Source organism: Nodosilinea nodulosa PCC 7104 (assembly GCF_000309385.1).
Taxonomy (GTDB): domain Bacteria; phylum Cyanobacteriota; class Cyanobacteriia; order Phormidesmidales; family Phormidesmidaceae; genus Nodosilinea; species Nodosilinea nodulosa.
Genome location: NZ_JH976537.1, coordinates 2,724,553 through 2,745,936 on the forward strand (window position 1 = coordinate 2,724,553; position 21,384 = coordinate 2,745,936).

General features: G+C 59.5%; 16 protein-coding genes, 1 pseudogene and 1 riboswitch. Of the genes and pseudogenes, 7 read left to right on the forward strand and 10 right to left on the reverse strand.

The annotated features are described in order from the left end of the window. Positions 1 to 27 precede the first annotated feature (27 nt). Together LEPTO7104_RS0112700 and glnT are read right to left on the reverse strand one after the other, a co-directional pair. Complete coding sequence (locus LEPTO7104_RS0112700) at positions 28 to 1,074, reverse strand: ABC transporter substrate-binding protein (RefSeq protein WP_017298956.1); 1,047 nt, start codon at positions 1,072 to 1,074, stop codon at positions 28 to 30. A gap of 86 nt (positions 1,075 to 1,160) precedes the next feature. After that, complete coding sequence (gene glnT, locus LEPTO7104_RS0112705) at positions 1,161 to 2,525, reverse strand: type III glutamate--ammonia ligase (RefSeq protein WP_017298957.1); 1,365 nt, start codon at positions 2,523 to 2,525, stop codon at positions 1,161 to 1,163. Between the two features lie 162 nt (positions 2,526 to 2,687). Continuing rightward, positions 2,688 to 2,831: riboswitch (guanidine-I (ykkC/yxkD leader) on the reverse strand. Positions 2,832 to 3,005: 174 nt separating this feature from the next. Here glnT and LEPTO7104_RS0112715 point away from each other — a divergent pair. Beyond that, positions 3,006 to 3,428, forward strand: coding sequence for an Npun_F0494 family protein (locus LEPTO7104_RS0112715; protein WP_026072644.1), 423 nt, complete (start codon positions 3,006 to 3,008; stop codon positions 3,426 to 3,428). A 146-nt stretch (positions 3,429 to 3,574) separates the two neighbouring features. Beyond that, positions 3,575 to 5,065 carry a cobyric acid synthase CobQ gene (cobQ, locus tag LEPTO7104_RS0112720; protein ID WP_026072645.1) on the forward strand — a complete coding sequence of 497 codons (1,491 nt, stop codon included), beginning with the start codon at positions 3,575 to 3,577 and terminating at the stop codon, positions 5,063 to 5,065. A gap of 40 nt (positions 5,066 to 5,105) precedes the next feature. On the opposite strand, the gene LEPTO7104_RS33700 is transcribed toward cobQ, so the two are convergent. After that, entirely contained in the window at positions 5,106 to 6,221 is a 1,116-nt protein-coding gene (locus LEPTO7104_RS33700; protein ID WP_017298961.1) for a sensor domain-containing diguanylate cyclase, read from the reverse strand. 210 nt (positions 6,222 to 6,431) lie between these two features. On the opposite strand from LEPTO7104_RS33700, the pseudogene LEPTO7104_RS38230 reads away from it, so the two are divergent. Both LEPTO7104_RS38230 and LEPTO7104_RS0112735 read left to right on the forward strand, forming a co-directional pair. Continuing rightward, positions 6,432 to 8,169 (forward strand): annotated as a pseudogene (locus tag LEPTO7104_RS38230) (IS1634 family transposase). Between the two features lie 233 nt (positions 8,170 to 8,402). Further along, positions 8,403 to 9,329 (forward strand): carbohydrate ABC transporter permease, encoded by a 927-nt coding sequence (locus LEPTO7104_RS0112735; protein WP_051158496.1) that lies wholly within the window; start codon positions 8,403 to 8,405, stop codon positions 9,327 to 9,329. On the opposite strand, the gene LEPTO7104_RS36940 is transcribed toward LEPTO7104_RS0112735, so the two are convergent. From LEPTO7104_RS36940 to trmD, 3 genes are all read right to left on the reverse strand, one after another. After that, the gene (locus LEPTO7104_RS36940) at positions 9,326 to 9,712 is read right to left on the reverse strand and encodes a hypothetical protein (protein WP_017298963.1); all 387 of its coding nucleotides are present in this window, start codon (positions 9,710 to 9,712) and stop codon (positions 9,326 to 9,328) included. The two genes, LEPTO7104_RS0112735 and LEPTO7104_RS36940, sit on opposite strands and share 4 nt — an antisense overlap. Positions 9,713 to 10,094: 382 nt before the next feature. Beyond that, the gene (gene ispF / locus LEPTO7104_RS0112750; protein ID WP_017298965.1) at positions 10,095 to 10,577 is read right to left on the reverse strand and encodes a 2-C-methyl-D-erythritol 2,4-cyclodiphosphate synthase; all 483 of its coding nucleotides are present in this window, start codon (positions 10,575 to 10,577) and stop codon (positions 10,095 to 10,097) included. 155 nt (positions 10,578 to 10,732) lie between these two features. Then, positions 10,733 to 11,458, reverse strand: a complete 726-nt coding sequence (gene trmD / locus LEPTO7104_RS0112755) for a tRNA (guanosine(37)-N1)-methyltransferase TrmD (protein WP_017298966.1) — start codon at positions 11,456 to 11,458, stop codon at positions 10,733 to 10,735. 177 nt (positions 11,459 to 11,635) lie between these two features. Between trmD and LEPTO7104_RS0112760 the strand changes: the two genes are divergently transcribed. After that, positions 11,636 to 12,454, forward strand: coding sequence for a cyanophycinase (locus LEPTO7104_RS0112760; RefSeq protein ID WP_017298967.1), 819 nt, complete (start codon positions 11,636 to 11,638; stop codon positions 12,452 to 12,454). Between the two features lie 39 nt (positions 12,455 to 12,493). Here the strand turns inward: LEPTO7104_RS0112760 and LEPTO7104_RS0112765 are convergent, their stop codons facing one another. Together LEPTO7104_RS0112765 and LEPTO7104_RS0112770 are read right to left on the reverse strand one after the other, a co-directional pair. Beyond that, the gene (locus tag LEPTO7104_RS0112765; RefSeq protein WP_026072648.1) at positions 12,494 to 14,617 is read right to left on the reverse strand and encodes a serine/threonine-protein kinase; all 2,124 of its coding nucleotides are present in this window, start codon (positions 14,615 to 14,617) and stop codon (positions 12,494 to 12,496) included. A 219-nt stretch (positions 14,618 to 14,836) separates the two neighbouring features. Further along, on the reverse strand, positions 14,837 to 15,715 hold the full coding sequence (locus tag LEPTO7104_RS0112770) for an EamA family transporter (protein WP_017298969.1): 879 nt from the start codon (positions 15,713 to 15,715) through the stop codon (positions 14,837 to 14,839). A 258-nt stretch (positions 15,716 to 15,973) separates the two neighbouring features. On the opposite strand from LEPTO7104_RS0112770, the gene LEPTO7104_RS0112775 reads away from it, so the two are divergent. Then, a complete protein-coding gene (locus LEPTO7104_RS0112775) occupies positions 15,974 to 16,681 on the forward strand; it encodes a DUF456 domain-containing protein (RefSeq protein WP_264308314.1) in 708 nt (235 codons plus the stop codon). A gap of 8 nt (positions 16,682 to 16,689) precedes the next feature. Here LEPTO7104_RS0112775 and LEPTO7104_RS0112780 read toward each other — a convergent pair whose 3' ends face one another. Next, positions 16,690 to 17,340, reverse strand: a complete 651-nt coding sequence (locus tag LEPTO7104_RS0112780; protein WP_017298971.1) for a class I SAM-dependent methyltransferase — start codon at positions 17,338 to 17,340, stop codon at positions 16,690 to 16,692. Continuing rightward, positions 17,337 to 17,729, reverse strand: a complete 393-nt coding sequence (locus LEPTO7104_RS33715) for a 4a-hydroxytetrahydrobiopterin dehydratase (protein WP_264308316.1) — start codon at positions 17,727 to 17,729, stop codon at positions 17,337 to 17,339. The genes LEPTO7104_RS0112780 and LEPTO7104_RS33715 overlap by 4 nt, the downstream gene beginning before the upstream one ends. Before the next feature lie 673 nt (positions 17,730 to 18,402). On the opposite strand from LEPTO7104_RS33715, the gene LEPTO7104_RS0112790 reads away from it, so the two are divergent. Then, a complete protein-coding gene (locus LEPTO7104_RS0112790) occupies positions 18,403 to 21,213 on the forward strand; it encodes an nSTAND1 domain-containing NTPase (RefSeq protein ID WP_071527231.1) in 2,811 nt (936 codons plus the stop codon). Positions 21,214 to 21,384 lie beyond the last annotated feature (171 nt).

Here is a 21,384-nt window from a genome sequence, read left to right on the forward strand (position 1 = left end):
ATTGGAGCTGGGGGTTTGCATCAAGAGTTACTTCTTCGCCGCATAGGCCTTAACAAACTGGTCATCCAGAAGCTTGCTGAGGTCAGGAGCTTGGGGAATAAACCCAACCTTCACCATAAAATCCGTCATTTTCTGGGCTGCGTAGGGCATATACTTCATGTCGTCTCCCCCGGCCTGAAAGGCTTCCAGGTTTTCTTCCAGGGTGAAAATTTTGGTGCCTTCGGTGTATTTCTCAAACTCTGTATCGCTGACACTGGCCCGCTTAGCCATGATTTCGTTAGCCCGATCGGGGTTGGCTTTGATAAAGGCCAGCGTGTCAAACCAGGTATCCACCAGAGCCTGCACCTGCTCAGGACGCTCGTCGATTAGCTTTTGGCTAACCACCAGCAGATCAGGAATTGCCCCCGGGTAGTCCTTGGAGGTGATAATTTCCTTACTGCCTTCCCGCGATAGAGCGGTTTCCCAAAACGGCACCCACCCGCCAAAGCCATCGGTTTGTCCGGCGGCAAAGGCCGTGGCGGCAGCACCCGTTTCGAGATTTTTAATCTCCACATCGTCGCGCTTCATACCGGCGTCTTCCAGCGCCAGGGTGAGCAAAAAGTCGTCTACCACGCCTTCTTCCAGGGCCACGGTTTTGCCTTTGAGGTCGGCCACGCTGTCAATGCCGTCCGCCACGATGATTTTGTCGTTACCGGCGGAGTTGTCATTGACCAGCACCGTGACCATGCCATTGGCCGCATCGGCCAAAAAGGAAATGGTGTCGTTGAGGGTCTGGCCGTTGGCATCGAGCTGCCCGCCCGCCAGCGCCTGAATCGACTCCAGATAGCCGTCGAACCAGATTAGCTCGACGTTGGCACCGTTCTTCTCAAACAGGCCCTCGGCTTCGGCCACGGCCCAGGGCCACCAGCCCGCCCAGTTGCTGTAGCCCATCTTCACGGGTTCGCCAGCGGTCGCGGTCGCGGGGGCAGGCTCCGCGGGCGCATCGGCCTGGGGGGCATTCTGGGCACAGCTGACGGTAATCAGCAGGGTGCAGAAAAAGGCAAGCAGGGTGGGTAAAAAGGTGCGTCGTTTCATGGTTGTGGGTATTTAACTCAAACAAACTACAGAGAAAGCTGGGGAAACATGGACATGGCTGGGAGCAAACCCAGCCTCACGGAGGGCTAGAAAAATTTCAGGTAGCGCTGGATTTCCCAGTCGGAAATGTGGGTGTGATACTCCTCCCACTCCTGACGGCGAAAGTCGATGTAGGTTTGATACATCAGCGGCCCCATCACCGCTGCGCTGAGCGGATCGGCCTCAAAGGCATCGATCGCCTCCTGGAGGGTGCGCGGCAGCATGTCGATCTTCATCGCCTGGAGGTCGGCCAGGGAGTAGTCGTACATGTTCTCGGTGTGGGGTGCGCCAGGGTCCAGCCCTTCGGCAATGCCCTCCAGTCCGGCGGCTAGAATCATTGCCGCCCCCAGATAGAGATTGGTGGAGATGTCGGCGGCGCGGCACTCGACCCGCCCCCCGGCCAGGGGAATGCGCAGCATGTTGGTGCGGTTGTTGTTGCCGTAGCAGATGTAGACCGGGGCCCAGGTAAAGCCCGACATGCTGCCCTGGCGCAGCAGCCGCTTGTAGCTGTTGACCGTAGGGCAGGTGACGGCGCAGATCGCTTTGGCGTGGCGCAGCACCCCGGCAATGAACTGGTAGCCCAGGGTAGAGAGACCGCAGCCGCGCGGGTCGTCGGAGGCCTCAAACAGGTTCTGGCCGGTGTGACTGTCGGCCAGCGACATGTTGTAGTGGGCACCGCTGCCGGTGCGGTTGGCAAAGGGTTTGGGCATAAAGCTGGCGAAGTAGCCGTGTTTGCGGGCCACCTCCTTGACCATCAGCCGAAAAAAGGTGAGTCGATCGGCCATGGTGAGCGCATCGCTGTAGGCGAAGTCGGTTTCGAACTGGCCGTTGGCGTCCTCGTGGTCAAAGGAATACACGTCCCAGCCAAGCTGATTCATGTACTCCACCAGTTCGCTCAGCCAGGGGTAGTTGTCCAGCAGGCTGGGCAGGTCGTAGCAGGGTTTGGCCAGACCGTCGCGATCGCTCACGGGGCCAAAACCGCCGTCGGAATTTTCCTTGAGCATGAAAAACTCGGTTTCCACGCCCAGATTAAAGGTAAACCCCAGGGTGGCGGCCTTGGCCAGCATCTGTTTGAGAATGGTGCGGCAGCAGGCCTCAAAGGGCTGCCCTTGGAGATAGAGGTCGCTGGCGAACCAGGCCACCTCGGGGTTCCAGGGCAGTACCGTAGCCGTGGCCGGGTCGGGCATCGCCGCCACCTCATCATCGCTAATCGCCTGGGGCACCCCATCTAGGGCCGCCCCGGTAAACAGCTCAGAACCCGCCATCATTTGGCCCAGGTGGGCAATGGGCACCATTTTGGCCTTACTCATGCCGTGGATATCCACGTAGCTGGCGATGGCGTACTTAACGCCCTGGGCCTCTAGCGACAGTTTGAGAGCCTGGGTTTCAGGAGCTAGGGGAGGAGAAGACATGGGTGAGCAAGGGGAAGGGGCACGAATCTATCCTTAAGGGAGTGAGCACGGTGGCTTGCGCAGGTTCTGCCGAGGGCCGTCGAGGGAGGATACTGGGCGCCGCCAGAGCAAACCCGCGCAAAATATGGAAGCCCGAGAGAACGGCAAAGCAGCGCTTCGCTATCCTCCCGGGCTTTTATCCCGCCGTGTACCAGGTTGTAGAGGACAAGGCCAAAGCCATGCAGGCCCAACAAAACGCTGGCGGTTTCTCTCGGACCAGGCGCTCAACCGACGCGGCGGCAAGCCGGAACCCTAGAAACCCTGAGTGTATTAACGTGAGCTAAGGAAACTTAAATAAACAATTAAGCTGCTAATAGAGTTATCAATTGCCTGCCAAGAGGAAAGTAACTATAGCTACTAAATCGTCTTCAATCTGGAATTCTTCTCCGTTTCTCGGTCGATTAAACCTACAATCTAAGGCAGTTATACCTCTCTGAAACCATGGCTCTAGCTGAGTCTAATTCTGCTCTGTCGCTGCGCTATTCCCGGCGATCGCTCAGGCGTGCGGCGCGAGCCTTCCGGTGTTCACCCTTTCGGCTAACCCTGCTGGCGAATATGCGATCGCGCAGCATCTCCATCCGCCAGGTCTGCGGCCCAGGGGGGCTTACCAGCGGCTACAGCCGCCGCTCCCTGGCCGAACTCCAGGCCGAAAATGAGATGATGTGGCTGATCGCTGTGGGCCTGCTGCGCCGCGAAGTCGATGGCCAGGGCCTCACCGACAGCTTTCGTCTCACCCCCCTGGGTCGTCAGGTGTTTGAGCAGCTGCACCCGCTTAGCCCAGCCCAGTACCGCCCCACCCTGGTCGATCATCTCTATAATGCATGGTGCCGGTGGGTGCGATTGCCCTACGGAATTGGGCTTTGACCATCGCTAAGCCAGTGGCAAAGCCAATATCGTCCTGACGGGTTGTGTTGTTCCTGAAGAATCTGCATAGGGAGTGGTTAGGATCCGAGTAAGCAGCTTCGGGCTCTAGCCCAATTACCGAACTCATTCAACTTTGGAGACGCTCCATGAGAGCAATCATGGTAGTGGGAACAGCCTCCCACGTGGGTAAATCATTGATTACCACGGCCCTGTGTCGCATTCTCAGCCGTCGGGGCTGGCGGGTTGCCCCCTTCAAAGGGCAAAACATGGCGCTCAACTCCTACGTCACCGCCAACGGCGGCGAAATGGGATACGCCCAGGCGGTGCAGGCCTGGGCCGCCGGGGTGCCGCCGCAGGTAGAAATGAACCCCATTCTGCTCAAACCCCAGGGCGACATGACCTCCCAGGTGATTCTCCGGGGCCGAGCCGTGGGCCGCACCACCGCCATGCAGTACTACGAAAACTTTTTTGACCAGGGCTGGCAGGCCATTCAAGAGAGCCTAGCCCGCCTCAGCCAGGACTACGACTTTTTGGTCTGTGAAGGGGCAGGCAGCCCGGTCGAAGTCAACCTCAAGCACCGCGACCTCACCAATATGCGGGTGGCCAAACACCTCAACGCCCCCACGGTGCTGGTGGCCGATATCGATCGCGGCGGCGTATTTGCCCACATTATCGGCACGCTGGAGCTCATGGAGCCAGAGGAGCGCGCCCTGGTCAAAGGCATTATTATCAACAAGTTTCGCGGCCAGCGCGAGGTACTAGAGCCGGGATTGGCCTGGATCAAAGAGCGCACCGGCATTCCCGTCCTCGGCGTGGTGCCCTGGATTGAGAACGCCCTGCCCGCCGAAGACTCCCTCAGCCTGCTCGATCGCACCCCCGGCAGCAAAAAGCAGGCCGATATCACCATCGCCGTCATTCGCCTGCCCCGCATCTCCAACTTCACCGACTTCGACCCCCTGGAGGCCGAGCCCAACGTGCGGGTGGTCTACCTCAGCCCCAAGGAAAAGCTCAGCTATCCCGACGCCGTCATCATTCCCGGCACCAAGACCACCATTGCCGACCTGCTGATTTTACAGCGCACCGGCATGGCCGAGGAAATTCAAAACTACGTGGCCGCCGGGGGCACCGTCATGGGCGTCTGCGGCGGCTTTCAGATGATGGGCCAATTTTTGGCCGACCCAGAGGGCATTGAGGGCCACGAGGGGCGCTTCCCAGGGCTAGATCTGTTTCCCCTGCGCACGGTAATTACCCAGCAAAAAATCGCCCGCCAGCGCACGGTCAGCTCGCGCTTCCCGCAGGAAGGGCTGCCGGTGTCGGGCTACGAACTGCACCAGGGCCGCACCCAGCTGATTCTCTCTGAGGGGCAAGACGCCAAGGGCACCAAGTTTGAGTTTTTGTTTGAAGACCGCAGCCTGGGCGTAGTGGATGCCAGCCAGTCGCTGTGGGGCACCTACCTGCACGGCCTCTTCGACAATGGCCCCTGGCGCCGGGCCTGGCTCAACCGCCTGCGCCAGCAGCGGGGGCTTGGCTCACTGCCCACGGGCATACCCAACTACCGCGAACAGCGCGAGGCGGTGCTCAACGAGCTGACCGAAGCGGTCAGCGAGCATTTAGATCTAACGCCGCTGCTGGGCTAGTCCAGTCACGCCCGGATCCGACTTGTCTACATCCAGCCCTCTATGCCCGGGTGCCCCATCGCCGAGAGGCCTTAATTTCTGCGATGTTGAGCGGCTGTCTGCGCTGCTTTTGGGCATACATGGCGGCATCGGCCTGGAAAACTAGCTGACTCAGCGTCAAAGCGGCCCCCTCCCCCCGGTTTGCCGCTAGCCCTACACTCATCGAGAAGGGATAGGGGAGCTTGTTTTCTTGGACAAAGATCTCGGCATTGGCCTTGAGTCGGTTGATCACATCCTGGCCATCGGCGCAGTCGATCGCCAGCACAACAAACTCATCGCCCCCCAGCCGGGCCAGGATATCGCCCTCGCGGAAGGTCTCATGCAGGCTGGCGGCAGTACCCAAAATGAGCCAGTCGCCTGCCTCGTGGCCGTAGTGGTCATTTACCTGCTTGAGATAGTCAACGTCAATAAAGAAGACTGTTACCGACTGTGGCTGGCGCTGGGCCTGCCGAAGTTTTGGATTGGCCAGCAGAAAAAAGCCGCGGCGGTTGTACAAGCCGGTTAAGCCATCGGTGAGCGAGAGCCGCGTTAGCTCAGCCTCGGTGGTGTGGCGCTGCAAGACCTCGGCCCGCAGTTTGGCATTGGTGTGCTCAAGCATTTCGAGCTGCGATCGCGCTGCCGCCTCGGGCTTCTCCTGACCCAGGAGGCGATCGAGCACCGTGGCGGTGGTGTCAGCTAAGATTTGCAGCAGTTCAACCTCCTCGGTCTGGGGGTGATGGCGTTCGGCCCAGTATACGCCGATCACGCCCACCGGGTTCGCCTGGCGCATGGGCACCACGGTCAGGCTTTTCACAAAGGTTGGAGCGTAGGCCTCTACCGGAATCCGCGCGTCGCTGTATACGTCTTCAATGATGGCGGCCTGTCTGTGGTTAATGGCCCAGCCACAGATGCAGCTACAGAGCGGAAATCGCTGCCCCTTCCACAGGGGGGCAACCGCGTTTTCGTGGGCATAAAAGCACTGGTCTCCCTCTTTAAGCACAAACGTAGCCCCATCGGCATGGGTCAGCTCTCGGGCCGCTGCACCGACCAGAGTCATGAGAATATCTAGGCTAGGAGCAAAGCATAGATCCCGAATAATCTCGACTAGACGTTTTGTGGCTTGGGTATCGTTATCCATACAGGATCCCTACCAAAGCAGATCAGGTGGCGAAATAGAGGTCGATTAAAGGCTACAGATATTGTTCTGGCGTAGCGTTAGCCACTATCTTTTTTGTCGGTGCAGTGCAGAAGCTGTAGCGAAGCTGTAGCCAAATATGACATGCCCCAACTACTACTCACGGTTCGCTCATTTTTAAATGAGGTCAGCCAATTGGGATAGGTTAGGGCTATGGATACCCCCCTAACCGTTATCACCGAACGGGTTGACGATATTCCCCTGTTGCTGGCCCAACTGCAGCGGATGGACGTGCAACCCCTGCTCGACGACTACTTTCCGACCCATGGGAACTGGCAGGGGCTCAGCTTAGGCCATGTGGTGATAGTTTGGCTGAGCCACATTTTGTCCCAAGCGGATCACCGGTTAAACCCCGTGCAGGCCTGGGTAGAGCGACATCAGGAAACCTTGCAACAGGGCTTGCAGCAACCGGTTCGCGCCCTTGACCTGAGTGACGACCGCCTAGAAAGCGTGTTGCGATATCTCAGTGATGATGCCCAATGGGCGTTGTTTGAACCGGCGTTGAATCAGCGTCAGATTCAGGTGTATGACCTGCACCCCAAACGGCTGCGTCTGGATAGTACCAGCGTCAGCGGGGATTGGACGGTCAATGAGTCAGGGCTGTTCCAATATGGCCATAGCAAAGACCATCGCCCCGACCTGCCCCAACTGAAGCTGATGCTGGCGACGCTAGATCCGCTGGGGCTACCGATAGCGACCGAGATTGTCTCCGGGCAGCGCGCCGACGACCCGCTCTACATTCCGGCCATCGGGCAGGTGCGTCAGACCCTCAGTCAGTCTGGGTTGCTCTACGTGGGTGACAGCAAGATGGCCAGTCTAGCGACCCGTTGCTTTCTCCAGGCCACAGGCGATTACTATCTCTGTCCGCTCGGTGGGACTCAACTCAAGGCGGAGGCGATGCAGGCCTACCTAGACCCAGTGGAGCAAGGGGCCGTTGAGTTGCAGGAGATTCACTACGACTATGCCGACGGTCACACCGCGCTGATTGCCCGAGGCTATGAGCAGACCCAGACCCGCACAGGAGAATGGGACGGACACACCTGGACGTGGTCAGAGCGGCAATTGGTCGTGTACTCCTTGGCTTATGCTCAATCCGCCCAGCAGGCCTTCCAAGCTCGACTTGAGCACGCCCAGACGGCCTTAGCGGCGCTCAACCAATCGGGGCGCGGCCAGAAAGCCTTTCCCGATGAGGTCGCCTTAGCGCAAGCCGCCGAGGCGATTCTCACCCGCTACCGGGTCAAGGCCTACGTTCAACTCACCTACTCACAACAGGTGGAGCAACACGCTGTGCGTCGCTACCGGGACCGCCCGGCTCGGATGGTGGAGCACCGTCGATTCCAGGTGAATGGCACCCTAGAAACTGAGGCCATCAACCAGCAGATGCAAACCTTGGGCTGGCGGGTCTATGTCACCAATCATCCCGCAGCGGCATTATCGTTGCCTCAAGCCGTGACGGTCTACCGCCAAGAATATCTGGTGGAGCACAGCTTTAGCCGACTCAAAGGGCATCCCCTCTCCCTCTCCCGATGTACTTACGTCCCCGATGTACTTACAGCGTGAAGACCATATCAAGGGATTAATTCGCTTACTCTCGATGGGGTTGCGGCTGTTAACGCTGGTGGAGTTTCAGATGCGTCAAGCCTTAGCTGGTCACCAAGAAACCCTCTCAGGGCTATATATCGGTAATCCCAAGCGGGCGACGGCACGTCCGACAGCCGAATTACTGTTGGCCAGTTTTCGCGACATTACTCTAGTCATGGTGAATGCACGAGGGCAGACCTATGCCCATCTGACGGAGCTGACGCCTTTACAGCAGCAGATCTTAAAGGCTCTCAACTTCCCGGTAAGTATTTACACCCTGCTGGGGCCCGTATCTGACGAACCACCTTAGAAATGAGCGAACCGGGAGTACTATTAAGCCTGATCTTCAAAGCAATCTAAATCCGTAAAACCACGGTTTCTTCACGCCACCTTCATTTAATTTTCCTGGGGCAGGGTGTTCGCGGCTATGAAATCCTATCTATACAGCCGAATTCGGATTGCAGGCAGATGCGATCGCCCTCACGTCCCCGCTGGCCCTCTGCCGGATAGACTCTTGCCCACGTTATTGTCCCGCCTTCATCCATGACTGCATCCCCGCGTGACCGTTCCAAGACCATCTGGCCAGGGGGCTTCGCGATTCCTCAACGGGTGATTCCCTATCTGTTTCTCTTACCGGCGCTGGCGGCGCTGGGGATCTCGGTATTTTGGCCTGCCCTGCGGGCCTTTTACCTGAGCTTTACGACCTTTGGGGTCGATCTGACGGCAGCTCCCACCTGGGTAGGCACCGCCAACGTGCAGCGGCTGATGGCCGACCCCATCTTCTGGCAGACGGTGCGCAATACCCTGGTTTACCTGGCGGGGGTGGTGCCAATTTTGACCTTTGCGCCGCTGGGGCTGGCAATTTTAGCCAACCGGCAGCTCCGGGGCATTCACTGGCTGCGGGTGGCCTACTATTCGCCCGTGGTGGTGTCGATGGTGGTGGCGGGCATTGCCTGGCGCTGGCTCTACGCCGAGACGGGCCTGTTTAACCAGGTGCTCAAGAGCTTGGGCCTGACCGAGAACGGCATTCCCTGGCTGACCAGCCCTTCCCTGGCGCTGCTGAGCGTCATGGTGGTGACGGTGTGGAAAGGGCTGGGATACTACATGGTGATCTACCTGGCGGGGCTCCAGGGCATTCCCCAAGACCTGTACGAAGCGGCGGCGCTGGATGGCTCCGACGGCTGGCGACGGCACTGGGATATTACGCTGCCGCTGATGCGACCTTACATCGTGCTGGTGGGGGTAATTTCTGCGATCGCCGCCACCAAAGTCTTCGAGGAGGTCTACATCATGACCCAGGGCGGCCCGCGCCACAGCTCTAAAACTGTGGTGTACTACATCTACGAGCAGGCCTTTCAAAAGTTAGAAATCAGCTACGCCTGCACCATTGGGCTAGCGCTATTTTTGGTGATTGTGGCCCTATCGGCCCTGCGGCTGGCCGTCAACGACGACACCAAGCCCCTGGCCTAAGCCACCTGCGCAGGTTGGGCCAACGCCAGGCTGCTAACCTGCACGTCGTTCACTTCCACGTGGGTAGTGCCTTCGGTACTCAGGGCCAGGTCAACCAGCTGATCGAGCAGATCCAGGGTCTCAACCTGACCGCTCAGAATGACCGCCGACCCCCGCTGTTTAATCGACAGCTGCTTGACGGCAGCGCGGCCAACCCGGTCCCCAAAACTAAACTGAATCCGCTTGGCCAGCCCGTAATAGTCGTACTCGCCGTCTAGCCCGACGCGCTCTGGGGGAATAGCCGACAGTGCCGCAATAGCTTGATTCAAGTATTCGGGTTTGGCATAGCAAACCCCACGAATAGTGTGGCCCATTGCCACCAGCGATTGCGCGACTTTAGCCATCTCAGCCTTACCCCTCTGTCTATGGGACAAAAACCAGCACCTACAGCCGCGAACTCGCCACAGATTGATCTCTAGACAAGACCTAAACCAACGCTCAGCAGTAGATGCAAGGGTTAATACCGCCAAGTTTGCTTTTGGAAACCGCTGCTTCCGGAAACCTCTACAAACTTGAAGATATTATAAAGTACTTTACGGGTTTCTCGGTTAGGTTAAGTATCTTTTACAACCGTTGCAGAGCGTATTCCGGAAAAGTTCACAGGGGCTGGGCACTGGCCCATAAAGATTTTACAAAGTGGTTTGACCCCTGGAATTTCAAAAAGTTCCTGGCCCGTGGAAATCCCTGGGCCAAGGTCTTGAGGGGTTCAGCCCGCCGCGATCGCCTCTAGGCCCCAGTGGTGAGCAGCGCCACGGCGTAGGCGGCAATGCCCTCCTGGCGACCCACTGGCCCCAGTTTTTCGTTGGTAGTCGCTTTTACCCCCACCTGATCGGGGGCGAGGCCCAGCTGGCCGGCCAGCCGCGATCGCATCGCGTCGATGTGGGGCTTGAGCTTGGGCTGCTCGGCCACCACCACCGAGTCAATGTTGCTCACCTGCCAGCCCCGCTGCTGCACCATGGCATTCACCTGCGCCAGCAGCTTGAGGCTGTCGGCCCCCGCCCACTCCGGATCCCCCGGCGGAAAGTAGAGGCCAATATCCCCGAGGCTCAGCGCCCCCAGCAGGGCATCCATAATCGCGTGGGTGAGCACGTCGGCATCGCTGTGGCCATCTAGCCCCAGGTGGTGCGGAATCGTGATCCCGCCAAGGATTAGCGATCGCCCCTCCACCAGCCGATGAATGTCGTACCCATTGCCAATCCTGATCCCCATCGTTTTTCCCTCCTAATGCTCAAATTCTTTTGATATAGACAAGGTCTCCATGATGCATCGCTGCGCGGATGCACCCTACGGTGGATTGGTTATTCCCCCCATCTCCCCATCTCCCTATCTCCCCATCACTCCATCTCCCCATCTTCCCCACTCCCCTACTCCCCACCCTCCTCCTCCACCCACCGCTCATACAAATCAGGCCGCCGCTGCCGAGTCCGCTCGATCTGCTGCTGCCGCCGCCACCGGGCGATCGCCTCATGGTTGCCCGATCGCAGCACCTCGGGCACCTCCCAGCCGCGAAAGCTAGCCGGACGGGTGTACTGGGGGTAGTCCAAGAGCGGCGTTTCAAAACTCTCGTAGCGCAGCGAGTCAGTCTTGCCCACGGTGCCCGGCAGCAGCCGCATCACGCCGTTGATCAGCGCCAGGGCCGGTATTTCACCACAGGTGAGCACAAAATCGCCCAGGGAGACCTCCCGCGTGAGCAGATGGCCAACCCGCTCATCGACGCCCTCGTAGTGGCCGCAGATCAGCACCAGCTGATCTAACCCAACCAGCTGACGAAATAGCTCCTGGGTCATGGCCTCCCCCTGGGGACTGAGCAAAATCACCTCCCGCCGGGGCAGCAGCGGCAGCGACTCCACCGCCGCAAAAATGGGGTCCGGCTTCATTAACATACCGACCCCGCCGCCGTAGGGTTCATCGTCAACCCGACGGTGCTTATCCGTTGTAAAGTCCCTGGGATTGGTAAGATGAATTTCTGCAATTTGGCGCGCCAGGGCTTTACCAATCAGCCCTGACTCCAGGGGAGATGTGAAAAAGTCTGGAAACAGGCTGACAACATCTACTCTCAGATGGGAAGCCCCAGGGGTGCCAGTTGTCATAGCCTAGACTGCTAAGGCCTAAAGACCTGATGGGTTGAGTAAACGTGATCCCAGTCCAGACGTGACGGCTTGCCTGTAGGAAAACTACAGACCTCGATCTGGACTTGGTATATAACGCTCTCTATCATGCAGTAATCGAGTCTAGGTAGCAATTCTCGTCCCTTCGTTGAGCGGCCCATGTCTCCCGTTAAGCACCACGCTATTCTGGCCATTGGCGGCGCAGAAGACAAAGTCCACGGTAAAGAGATCCTGCACACCTTTTTTGAGCGGTCTGGGGGGACAGCCGCTCGCATTGGTATCATTCCCTGCGCTTCGCGGGACCCGGTGGCGATTTCGGCCCGTTACCAGCAGATCTTTGCCGAAATGGGTGCCCCAGAGGCCGTGGTGATGGATATTCGCGATCGCGCCCAGGGAGAAGATCCCGCCTGGAAAACCGTCGTCGAACCCTGCACCGGAGTCTTTATTACCGGCGGCGACCAGGTGCGGCTGTGCGGGCTGCTGGCCGACACGCCCCTGATTGATTTGGTGCGCCAGCGCGCCCAGCTGGGAGAAATTACCCTGGCGGGCACCAGCGCTGGGGCCGCTGTGATGGGCCACCACATGATTGCGGGCGGCGGCAGCGGCGAGTCGCCCAATCGCTCCCTGGTGGATATGGCCATTGGCCTGGGCTTTGTGCCCGAGGTGATTGTCGACCAGCACTTCCACAACCGCAACCGCATGGCCCGGCTGATCAGCGCCATGGCCATGCAGCCCAACCGTCTGGGCCTGGGCATCGACGAGGATACCTGCGCTCTGTTTGAGGGCGACGGCAGCTTCGAGGTAATTGGCAAAGGGGTGATTACGGTGGTCGACCCCGGCAGCATGACCCACACCAACGAGCCTGACATTAACGCCGCCGATCCCCTCAGCGTCCACGGCCTGCGGCTGCATCTGCTGGCCCACGGCGATCGCTTTGACATCAACTACCGCAAGGTGATCGTAACCGCCAAAGATTAGCGATCGCGCACCTCCATCCCGGCCTGCCAGGCTCAGCGCCTACTTGGGCGGGTTGGGCTGATCTAGCCGCCAGACTCGAATGTAGGGCTGGTCGCCACCAATGGTAATGATTTGACCATTGGGCTGGACCGTAAAGCGCCAGATATCGGTTTCAAAGCCCGTGATCCGCTGGATTGGGGCTTTTTGCTGTAAATCCCACACCAGGATGGTTTTGTCGGCGTCAGCACTCCACAGCCGAGGCCCCTCTAGCCGCAGCGTGTTGACATAGCTTTTGTGCCCCTCCAGCACGGCGGATTTGGCCTTGGTAACCATGTCCCAAAGCAGCACGTGCTGATCGGCTGAGGCGCTGATTAAGGTCTTGTCGTCGTCGGTAATATCGATGCGGTTGACAAAGCTGCTGTGCCCCACCAGGGTCGTGGGGGCGATCGCGGCCCCAGGCGCGGCATTCTCCAAACTGGCCAGATTCCAGAGCTGAAGGCTTTTGCCGCCGCTGATCAGCGTACTGTTGTCGCGGGTAAAGAGCAGGTCGTTCACGGTGCCATCGGCCTCTAGGGTGTGGCTAGGGCCAGCCATCGACATTCCCAACAGGTTGAGGGCACCTGTGCTGTCGGTCAGCGGCCACAGCTTAATCGTCCCCTCGCTATCGGCACTGACCAATACTCGGCCATTGCGGCTCACCTCCAAAGCGCGGATCGGGGTGGCGTGGGCATTGTCGAGCTGGCCCAGGGGACGGCCATCGGGCAGAGACCAGAAGCGAATCGTGCGATCGTCCCCGGCGCTAATCAGGGTGGTTTGATCGACTGTGGTGGCGATCGCCTGCACCACATTGTCATGGGCCAGGGTGTGGCGCAGGGCGTTGGCCTCCAGATCCCAAATTCGCACCGTATTGTCGGCGCTGGCAGAAATGAGCGTTTTGCCATCCCGCAGCAGCAGCAGATCGTAAATATCGGCGGTATGGCCAGTTAGCACTGTCACCGGGCTAACGGTCAGGTCTTGCAGCACGGGGGCCGTTACCTTGGGGTCTCCCGATCCAAAAGGCGGCCCGCCGTGACTCAGGGCGTACCAGCTCAGGGGCACCGCCAGAGCCAGCCCCGTCAGCCCGGCCAGCAGCCAGGGCCGCTGGTCAAACCAGGGGGGCAGAAAGCTGCGCGAAGGCTCAGGCAGGGTCTGGGCCTCGTGGGGGTTGAGGGTGGTCATGGGCCAGGCGGTCTCGGCAGCGCTGCGGGTCGAGCGGGGCAGGCCAGACACCTGACGCGATCGCACCCGGGCCAGACGGTCGAGTATCACCGCCGTGGTCTGGGGTCGATAGGCCGCCGCCGGAGCGATCAGCTCATCGACTAAATCGGCCAGGGGAGCCGAAATTTGCGGCGCCAGGGACCGCCACGCAAAGGCGTTGGTGCGGGAGTTGTAAATCAGCGGGTCGTTGGGCAGCCTGGCCGTCATTAGATAAATCATTGTGCGGCCCAGGGCGTAGAAGTCAGACTGGGGCACCGCCTGGCCCTGCTCCTGCTCTGGCGGCGTATAGCCCGCCGAACTCACCGTGGTAATACCGCTGTCGCCCAGGTTGGCCATATAGGTCTGGGTCATCTCGCGGGCGGCGCCAAAGTCGACCAGCACCAGCTGACCCGACGGGCGCAGCATGATGTTCTCGGGCTTGATGTCGCGATGAAAGTAGTTGTGCTGGTGGACCAGATCCAGCACATCGGTAATTTGGGTGAGCCAGAGCATGGCCTGCTTTTCGCTGATCGGGTGGTTGCCCTGCTGCACCATCCACTGCTTCAGATTGGGGCCTTCGATTTTCTCCATCACCAGGCAGTGCAGCGGCTCAGCGCCGTCTGCCGGGGAGAAGAGAAAGTAGCCTTCGGATTCTACCCGAGGCACCCCAGGGTGGTTGAGCTGGCTCAGCACCTGAGCCTCGCGGCGAAACAGCTCCACCACTTTGTCGTTGACGTTGTAACCTTCCTTCAGCACCTTGAGAATTTTGGGCACATTGCGCTCGTAGGCTTCATAGACGCGGCCAAAACCGCTGTCGCTGCTAATGAGGCGCATGACCCGGTAGCGGCCTTGCAGCACCAGAGCCGACCCACAGGCCGCGCAGGTAGAGCTACCGCCGTTGTCCGGATGGTTGGGCTGACGGCAACCGGGGTTAATACAAAGACTCATAGCCGACGTTAGAATGCATTCCCTGTTTAGCAACAGTGTTCCACGGAATGCAGGCGGTTTATCCCCGCTACGGGCTTTCTTTGCATTTGCTCAACGGTCCGCCAGTGAGATACTCAAGGCCCCAGCCTTGCTCCCAGGTCGCCTCCATCGGGCCATAGCCCACGACTAGCTTTAGAAGCACCCTCTGCCGCCAGGATCGGGCGGTTGATGCCAGGGAGTTTAGACTGACCTAGCGACAGGCTGACAGAGCGAGACTCCGGCGGCGGCGATCGTGACCAGGCCAATGGCGGCCACCATGGTCAGGGTTAGCGTCTCACCTAGCCACACAAAGCTCAGCCCGGCGGCGATCGCGGGCTCCAGGCTCATCAGCACCCCAAACACGTTCACGGGCATCCGCCGCAGGGCGGTCATCTCCAGCGAGTAGGGCACTGTCGAGGCCAGCATGGCCACCCCCAGGCCCAGCAGCAAAATGTTGGGCGACAGCAGCGATCGCCCCTCCGCCAGCACCCCCACCGGCAGCAGCAGCAGCGCGCCCACCGCCATCGATAGGGCCAGGCCTTCCCCGCCGCGAAACGCCTGCCCCATGCGGGCCGACAGCAGAATGTAGCCGCCCCAGGCAACCCCCGCCAGCAGTGCCATCACCACCCCTGCACCATCTAGGGCCGGTGTGTTGAGGGGCGACAGCAGCACAATGCCCACCGCTGCCAGCGCCACCCACAGCCCGTCGAGCCAGCGCCGCGAGTGCAGCAGCGCTACGGTCAGCGGCCCAGAGAACTCCAGCGCTACGGCAACCCCGATCGGTATCCGCGCGATCGCACAGTAAAACAGCGCATTCATCACCGCCAGCGACAGCCCAAAGCCCACCAGCAGCCGGTAGTCTTGGCGCGAATGACCTCGCCAGCGGGGGCGGCACCAGGCCACCAACACCAGGGCCGACAGCCCCACCCGCAGCAGCACCATACCCAACGGCCCTACCTGGCCAAACAGGCTTTTAGCAAGGGTCGAGCCCAGCTGGGTCGACGCCATAGAGGCGATCACCAGCACGGGAGCCGGGAGATTGAATCCAGGCAGCTTAGGCAGCAGAGAATTGGGTAACAAGGGTAGATTCCTGGGGCGATCGGGTCAGCTAGTGCCTCCCAACTCTAGCGTCTTCGACCAACGGTACCTAACCACATTGTCGATACCCGGGTATGACCGGCATGAATGGATAACATCACTGGAGACAGTCGGGATGGCCGCACCGCCGACTCCCCTGGTTTCGGCCCTAGTTTTAGCTATGATCCGCATTAGACCCATCACCACTCTCCAGCACCCCGTCCCAGGTTTTCGGCACTTACATTCAGGATGATTTTCTCCATGGCTGTCTTCATGGCCCTCGCCCTGCCCCAGAGCCTCACTGCGATCTATCAGCAGGTGAGTCAGTGGCTGACCGGCCTAGCTGCTGCCACTGGCGGCTATCTAGTGGGTCTAGGCCACACCATCGTCAATCTGCCTGCCCAGGTGCCTGCGGCCATCAACGCCCCAGCCGTCTGGCACCTGGCCCTGTACTGGCTGCTGGTGCTGGTTATGGTAGCAGGGGTAGTGGGGGCGGTGGTCCCCGCCCTGCCCGGTATCACGCTCATTGTGGGAGCCATCTTAATCTGGGGGCTGGTGGCCGGGTTTGTGGGGCTAAAGTGGGCTTTGGGCGTGGCGATCGCAGCCCTTATCCTCAGCTTTGCCATCGACTACCTGGCCGGAGTGCTGGGGGCGCAGCGAGTGGGGGCCAGCAGCTGGGGCCAAATTGGGGCTTTTGTAGGCATGTTTTTGGGGCTGTTTGGCCTATTGCCCCTGTTGCCTACGGGTATTCCCCTGCTGGGGCTGCTGCTGGGCACGGTGCTAGGTGCCTTTGTCGGCGAGTTTTTGCACCGCCGCGAGCTCAAGCTGCTCCAGCGCGTCAAGCAGTCGGCCAAGGTCGGGCTGGCCATTGTGGTTGGCACCCTGGTCGGCAATATTTTGCAGGGCATTCTCGCCCTGATTAGCCTAGTGGTGTTTTTGGTCACAACCGGGCCAGGAATCTGGGGCTAGGCAATTATCTATTGTTTCTCCAGAGGCTTGAGGCCTGCTAGTAGCGCCATTTCCAACCATTTCCAATGGCAATCTACATCGCTAAAGCCAATGTCTCGCAACCAGCCCAGCTGAGTTTCCATATCCAGCAGCTGATTGGCAGGATCCTCGGTTTCAGGGGTATAGCCAATCGCCGCCAAAAACTGATGATGCAGTCGCTCCGTCGGAGAAGCGACATGCTCCAGGTTGCAAAAGCAGCCTCCTGGCTCCAAAATTTGAAAAATTTCCCTATAAAGTGCTGCCTTGCGGGAGTGATCCAGGTGGTGAATCGCAAAGCTTGAGACTACCGCGTCAAAGCTACCTAGATCGGGCAGCGGCTGCGACAGGTCGTGGTTGACAATCGCAACGCTGGGGTCGGAACCGAATCGATCTCCCACCGCCGCCAGCATCGTGGGTGAAAAATCGATCGCCACCCAGTCGGCACTGGGGCGATCGATTTTCAGCAGTCCTAGCAGCCGCCCATTGCCGGTGCCCAAATCTAGAACACGTCGGGCTGTGGTCGGCACCAGATTTAGCAGCACGGCCTCGCCTTCGGTGCGGTGGGGAATGGCATCCGCCCGAGACAGGTAGTCGAGGGCATGGCTGGCGGAGGTCCAGGAATTATGCAGCGGTAAGGTCATGGGCTTGAGGGGGGCGAGGGCGGTTCACACTGCCCAGACTGGAGCGCCGTAATCTCCTGGGCAAGGGCAAAGTCAAGGCTAGTGACACCGCCAGCATCGTGGGTCGTTAGGCTAATGACCAGACGGTTGTAGGCAATCCCCAGGTCGGGGTGGTGCCCCAGGCGATCAGCGGGCTCTACCAGGCGATCGACAAAGGCAATGGTAGCGGCAAAATCGGCGAAGTGACACTCCGTCACCAGACTGTCTCCCACAATTGACCACCCGGGCGGCACAGCCTCAGAGGCGGCCAGAGTGGCACCCCCTGACAGAGTTGCGCCTAGCCCCAGCGCCCCCGCCAGGCAAAGGCGGCAGGGCTTACAAATGCGACCAATCCATGAATTATGCGCCACGCCAAAGACCATAGAGGTTAACGTCCCAGCCCTATTCTAGATTCCCAGCACCATTCTAGATATAGAGTCATGCCCATCAGCAGCCACCTATCCGTAGCGCAATCGTGCCAAGACAACGGCCCAATAGGCCTCCAAAAGAGAGATCAAAAAGAAGTAAAACAATCCCTTTCAAGATTACGATTCAAGCCATTATCCTATCTAGCAAACGGCTAAATCTTTGCCTTCTCTACAGTCCCTCAAAGTAGATTATTAGCTTCAGCCAGATTGCGGAAGTAGTTTTGTACTTCCGCAGCATTACGGAAGTTCTGCACAAATAGACAATTATTATCCGAACAGAGCCTCATTCTTTGTGGATTTCTCTGTTGCGATCGCCAGCTTCTCAAGCCTATCAAGACATTCTTTGCGTAAATACACTGATTTATTTTACTTTCAAAAAAATTGACCAGAAAGACAAAAATTTTTTAGGGGTCAAACCCCTCTTAGAGGATTTTAAGCGCTTCGCTAAGCTTAATCCATCGAGGCGTGAGCGCTCAGTTTTAGAGCTTGCTTTTGGCAATTCTCTACTCCTGAGTCAACAAAAATCTCACATAAGTAGTGACTGGGGTTGCGTTGTTCTTACTGCACACAGTCATTCAGCCAGATTTAGCAACGCCAACACAGGGTGCGAGGAAAAATGTCACGGGATGCGCTTGTTGTCGGAATCAACACTTACCAATATCTACCTGCACTACAGGCTCCAGCTCAGGATGCTGAGTCGGTAGCACGGTGTTTGGAAAGCTTTGGAGAATGCCGTGTCGTACGGCTGCCCGAAGCCATTGCCAATCAAAAACCGGCGGTGAGCCAGCGGGGCACAGTCACTACTTCTGTACTGGAAGAAGCGCTCATTAAGCTGTTCAAGCCAGCGGGCAAAACCATCCCTCAAACCGCTATCTTCTACTATTCTGGCCATGGCCTTCAGCGCCAGGCAGGCATTCAAGAAGGTTATCTGGCCACCAGCGATGCCAACCCAGAGGCAGGGCACTACGGGCTGTCGCTGCACTGGCTGCGGCGCTTGCTGCAGGAGAGCCCCGTGCGTCAGCGCGTGATTTTGCTCGACTGCTGCAACAGCGGCGAATTTTTTAACATGCTGGAGGCTGACCCTGGCGCCCGGGCTGGCACCGATCGCCTCTTTATGGCTGCGGCCCGGGAATACGAGGCGGCCTACGAGTCGCTTGACGGCAACCACAGCGTCTTTACCCAGGCGCTGCTGTCGGGGCTCAACCCCTACAAGGTGAAAGGAGGCATTGTCAACAGCCACTCCCTCACCGATACGGTCAACCGAGAACTGAAGGGTGAGCTTCAGCAGCCGCTCTTTGAAAGCTCCGGCAGCGAAATTGTGCTGACCCGCATGTCTGGCCTGACGGCTCCGGCCAGAGACACCCCGCCGCCGCTGCTAGAACGCCTGCAAAAGCTCCGCTACGGGTTTTGTCCCTTTCCGGGGGCAGCGCCTTTTGAGGCAGCCCACAGCGAGATCTTCTTTGGCCGCGATGAGATTGCCCAAACGCTGATCGGTCGAGTACAGTCATCGCGCCTGTGCGCCCTGGTAGGCGCTTCCGGGGTGGGCAAAACATCCCTGCTGCGGGCCGGGCTCATGCCCCAGTTGGCCAAGGCTGAGGGCAAAACAACCTGGGAGGCACGCTACCTGGCGCTGGGGGCTTCCCCGCTGTCCAGCCTCGCAGAATTATTTGTAGAGCCTGGGGCAACAGGCCTGCCCCGGGCTGAGCAGCTGCGCCGAGCCGAATCATTTTTGCAGCAGGGACCAGAGGGGTTTTGCCAGCTGGTGCAGGCTTTGATCGGCGAGCGCGGCCCAGAAACCCGACTAGTACTGGTATTAGACCAGTTTGAAGCGCTCCTAACCCCCGGTCTTGACTCCAGCCGCGATCGCCGTCTGGTGCTCGATTGCCTGAGCGCAGCGATCGAGCAAGAGCACTTACCTCTACACCTGGTGCTGGGCCTGCGCGCCCACCATCTGGCGGGACTGGCCGACGTTCCTAAGTTTCAAACCCTAGTGGCTGACCACAGCCTGGTCGTACCCGCCATGACCTACAACCAGCTCAAGGCCACTATCGTTGGCCCGCTGGAGAAGGTCGGCCTGCGCTACGACGCCAACCTGGTGTACACCCTACTGCTGGATATTGTCAGCGCCCCCGCCGATCTGGCCCTGCTGCAAATTGCCCTCAAGGAGCTGTGGCTGCGGCGGGAGAGCGGCCCAAATACTCCAGAGCCGCCGCGCCTAACTCTGTCTGCCTACGTCGAGATGGGAGGCATTCGCCACCTGCTCACCCAGCGGGCCGATCGGCTGTTTCAGGCTCTGCCCGCCCCAGAGCAAGCGATCGCCCAGCGCATTTTTTTGAGTCTCTGCGACCTCGGCGACGGTTCTACCGTCACCCGCCGCCCGGTATCCCTGAGCGAACTCGTCACGCGCAGCACCCCCGAAGCAGATGTAGTAGCTACCCTGGAAAAGCTGCTGGCCGCTCGCCTGGTGGTGGCTCAGGACCAGCTCCAGGCGAGCAGCAGCTCGGCGGCGATCGCGGTGCCGGGCTGGGCCCCCTCCCCAGCCGTGCCATCTACTGCGGCGGCAAATCTGCCCCAGCTCACCAGCAGCCTGTTGGTCAGTAGCCCGCCAACAACCGCCAACGCCTTCTACTTTGACATTGCCCACGAGGCGCTGATTCGCAACTGGCCCCTGCTACAGCAGTGGTTGCAGACTCAGGGCCCGCTGGTGCGGCAGCAGCGAGCTATCGAGGTGGCGGCCCAGGAATGGCACTGCCAGCAGCAGCCCAATCATGCCGACTATTTTTTGACCAAAACCCGTCTCAACGAAGCTAAGAGCTTTCGGCAGGCGCACAGCGATCAGCTCTCGGTGGTAGCCAGCGGCTATCTGGAGGCCTGCGATCGCCACGCCAGGCGCTGCCGCCGCCAGCATCACCTCGTGCGGCTGCTGATTCCCCTCAGCATGGCAACCGGCATGCTCACGGCCTATGCCCACAGCTACATTACCCAGCCAGACATGGAGTTTGCGAAGACTCCCAGTGCCTCTGTGGACGCCCTGGCCCCTTCCTTTAACCTGACCGAACCTGAGTCAGCTACGGATAAAGGCGCCGCAAAAGAGTCTATGCCTACCCTCGGATCGCCTGAGGCGGGTATTGTGCGTACCGATGTGCTAGCTCTGGCCGCAACGCTGCCCAAACGGCAAAACCATCGGGGAGCCGCACCTGACGCTCAGGCCACTCAGGGGGCAGTCAGGGCCCCCATGGCTCGGCCATCGGCAGCGTTGCCAGCGGGGTCTCCGTCACAATCTAGCCTGCCCTCAGCCAACCAGCTGGTTGAGCTGGAGTCATGGTGGATTTCGCCAGAGGATCCATCAATGGTCATTCAGATTTGGTGTACCCGCACTGAGACCACCCCCGTGTGCTTTACCTCCACCGCCGCCCGCAGCAACTAGCTGCCCTCGCCTCCCCAGGCTCAGGCCCTGCCCCCTAGCCTGGGGAAAGAAAGCTATCCTAGTCTTCGTGGCTTGAGCGGTGGAATCGGTCAGAGCGTTCCATCCAAAAAAATGTCCTGGCCAAACCCGCGAAATCGACCCGCTGGGACGATCGCAGTGAAACCCCAGATA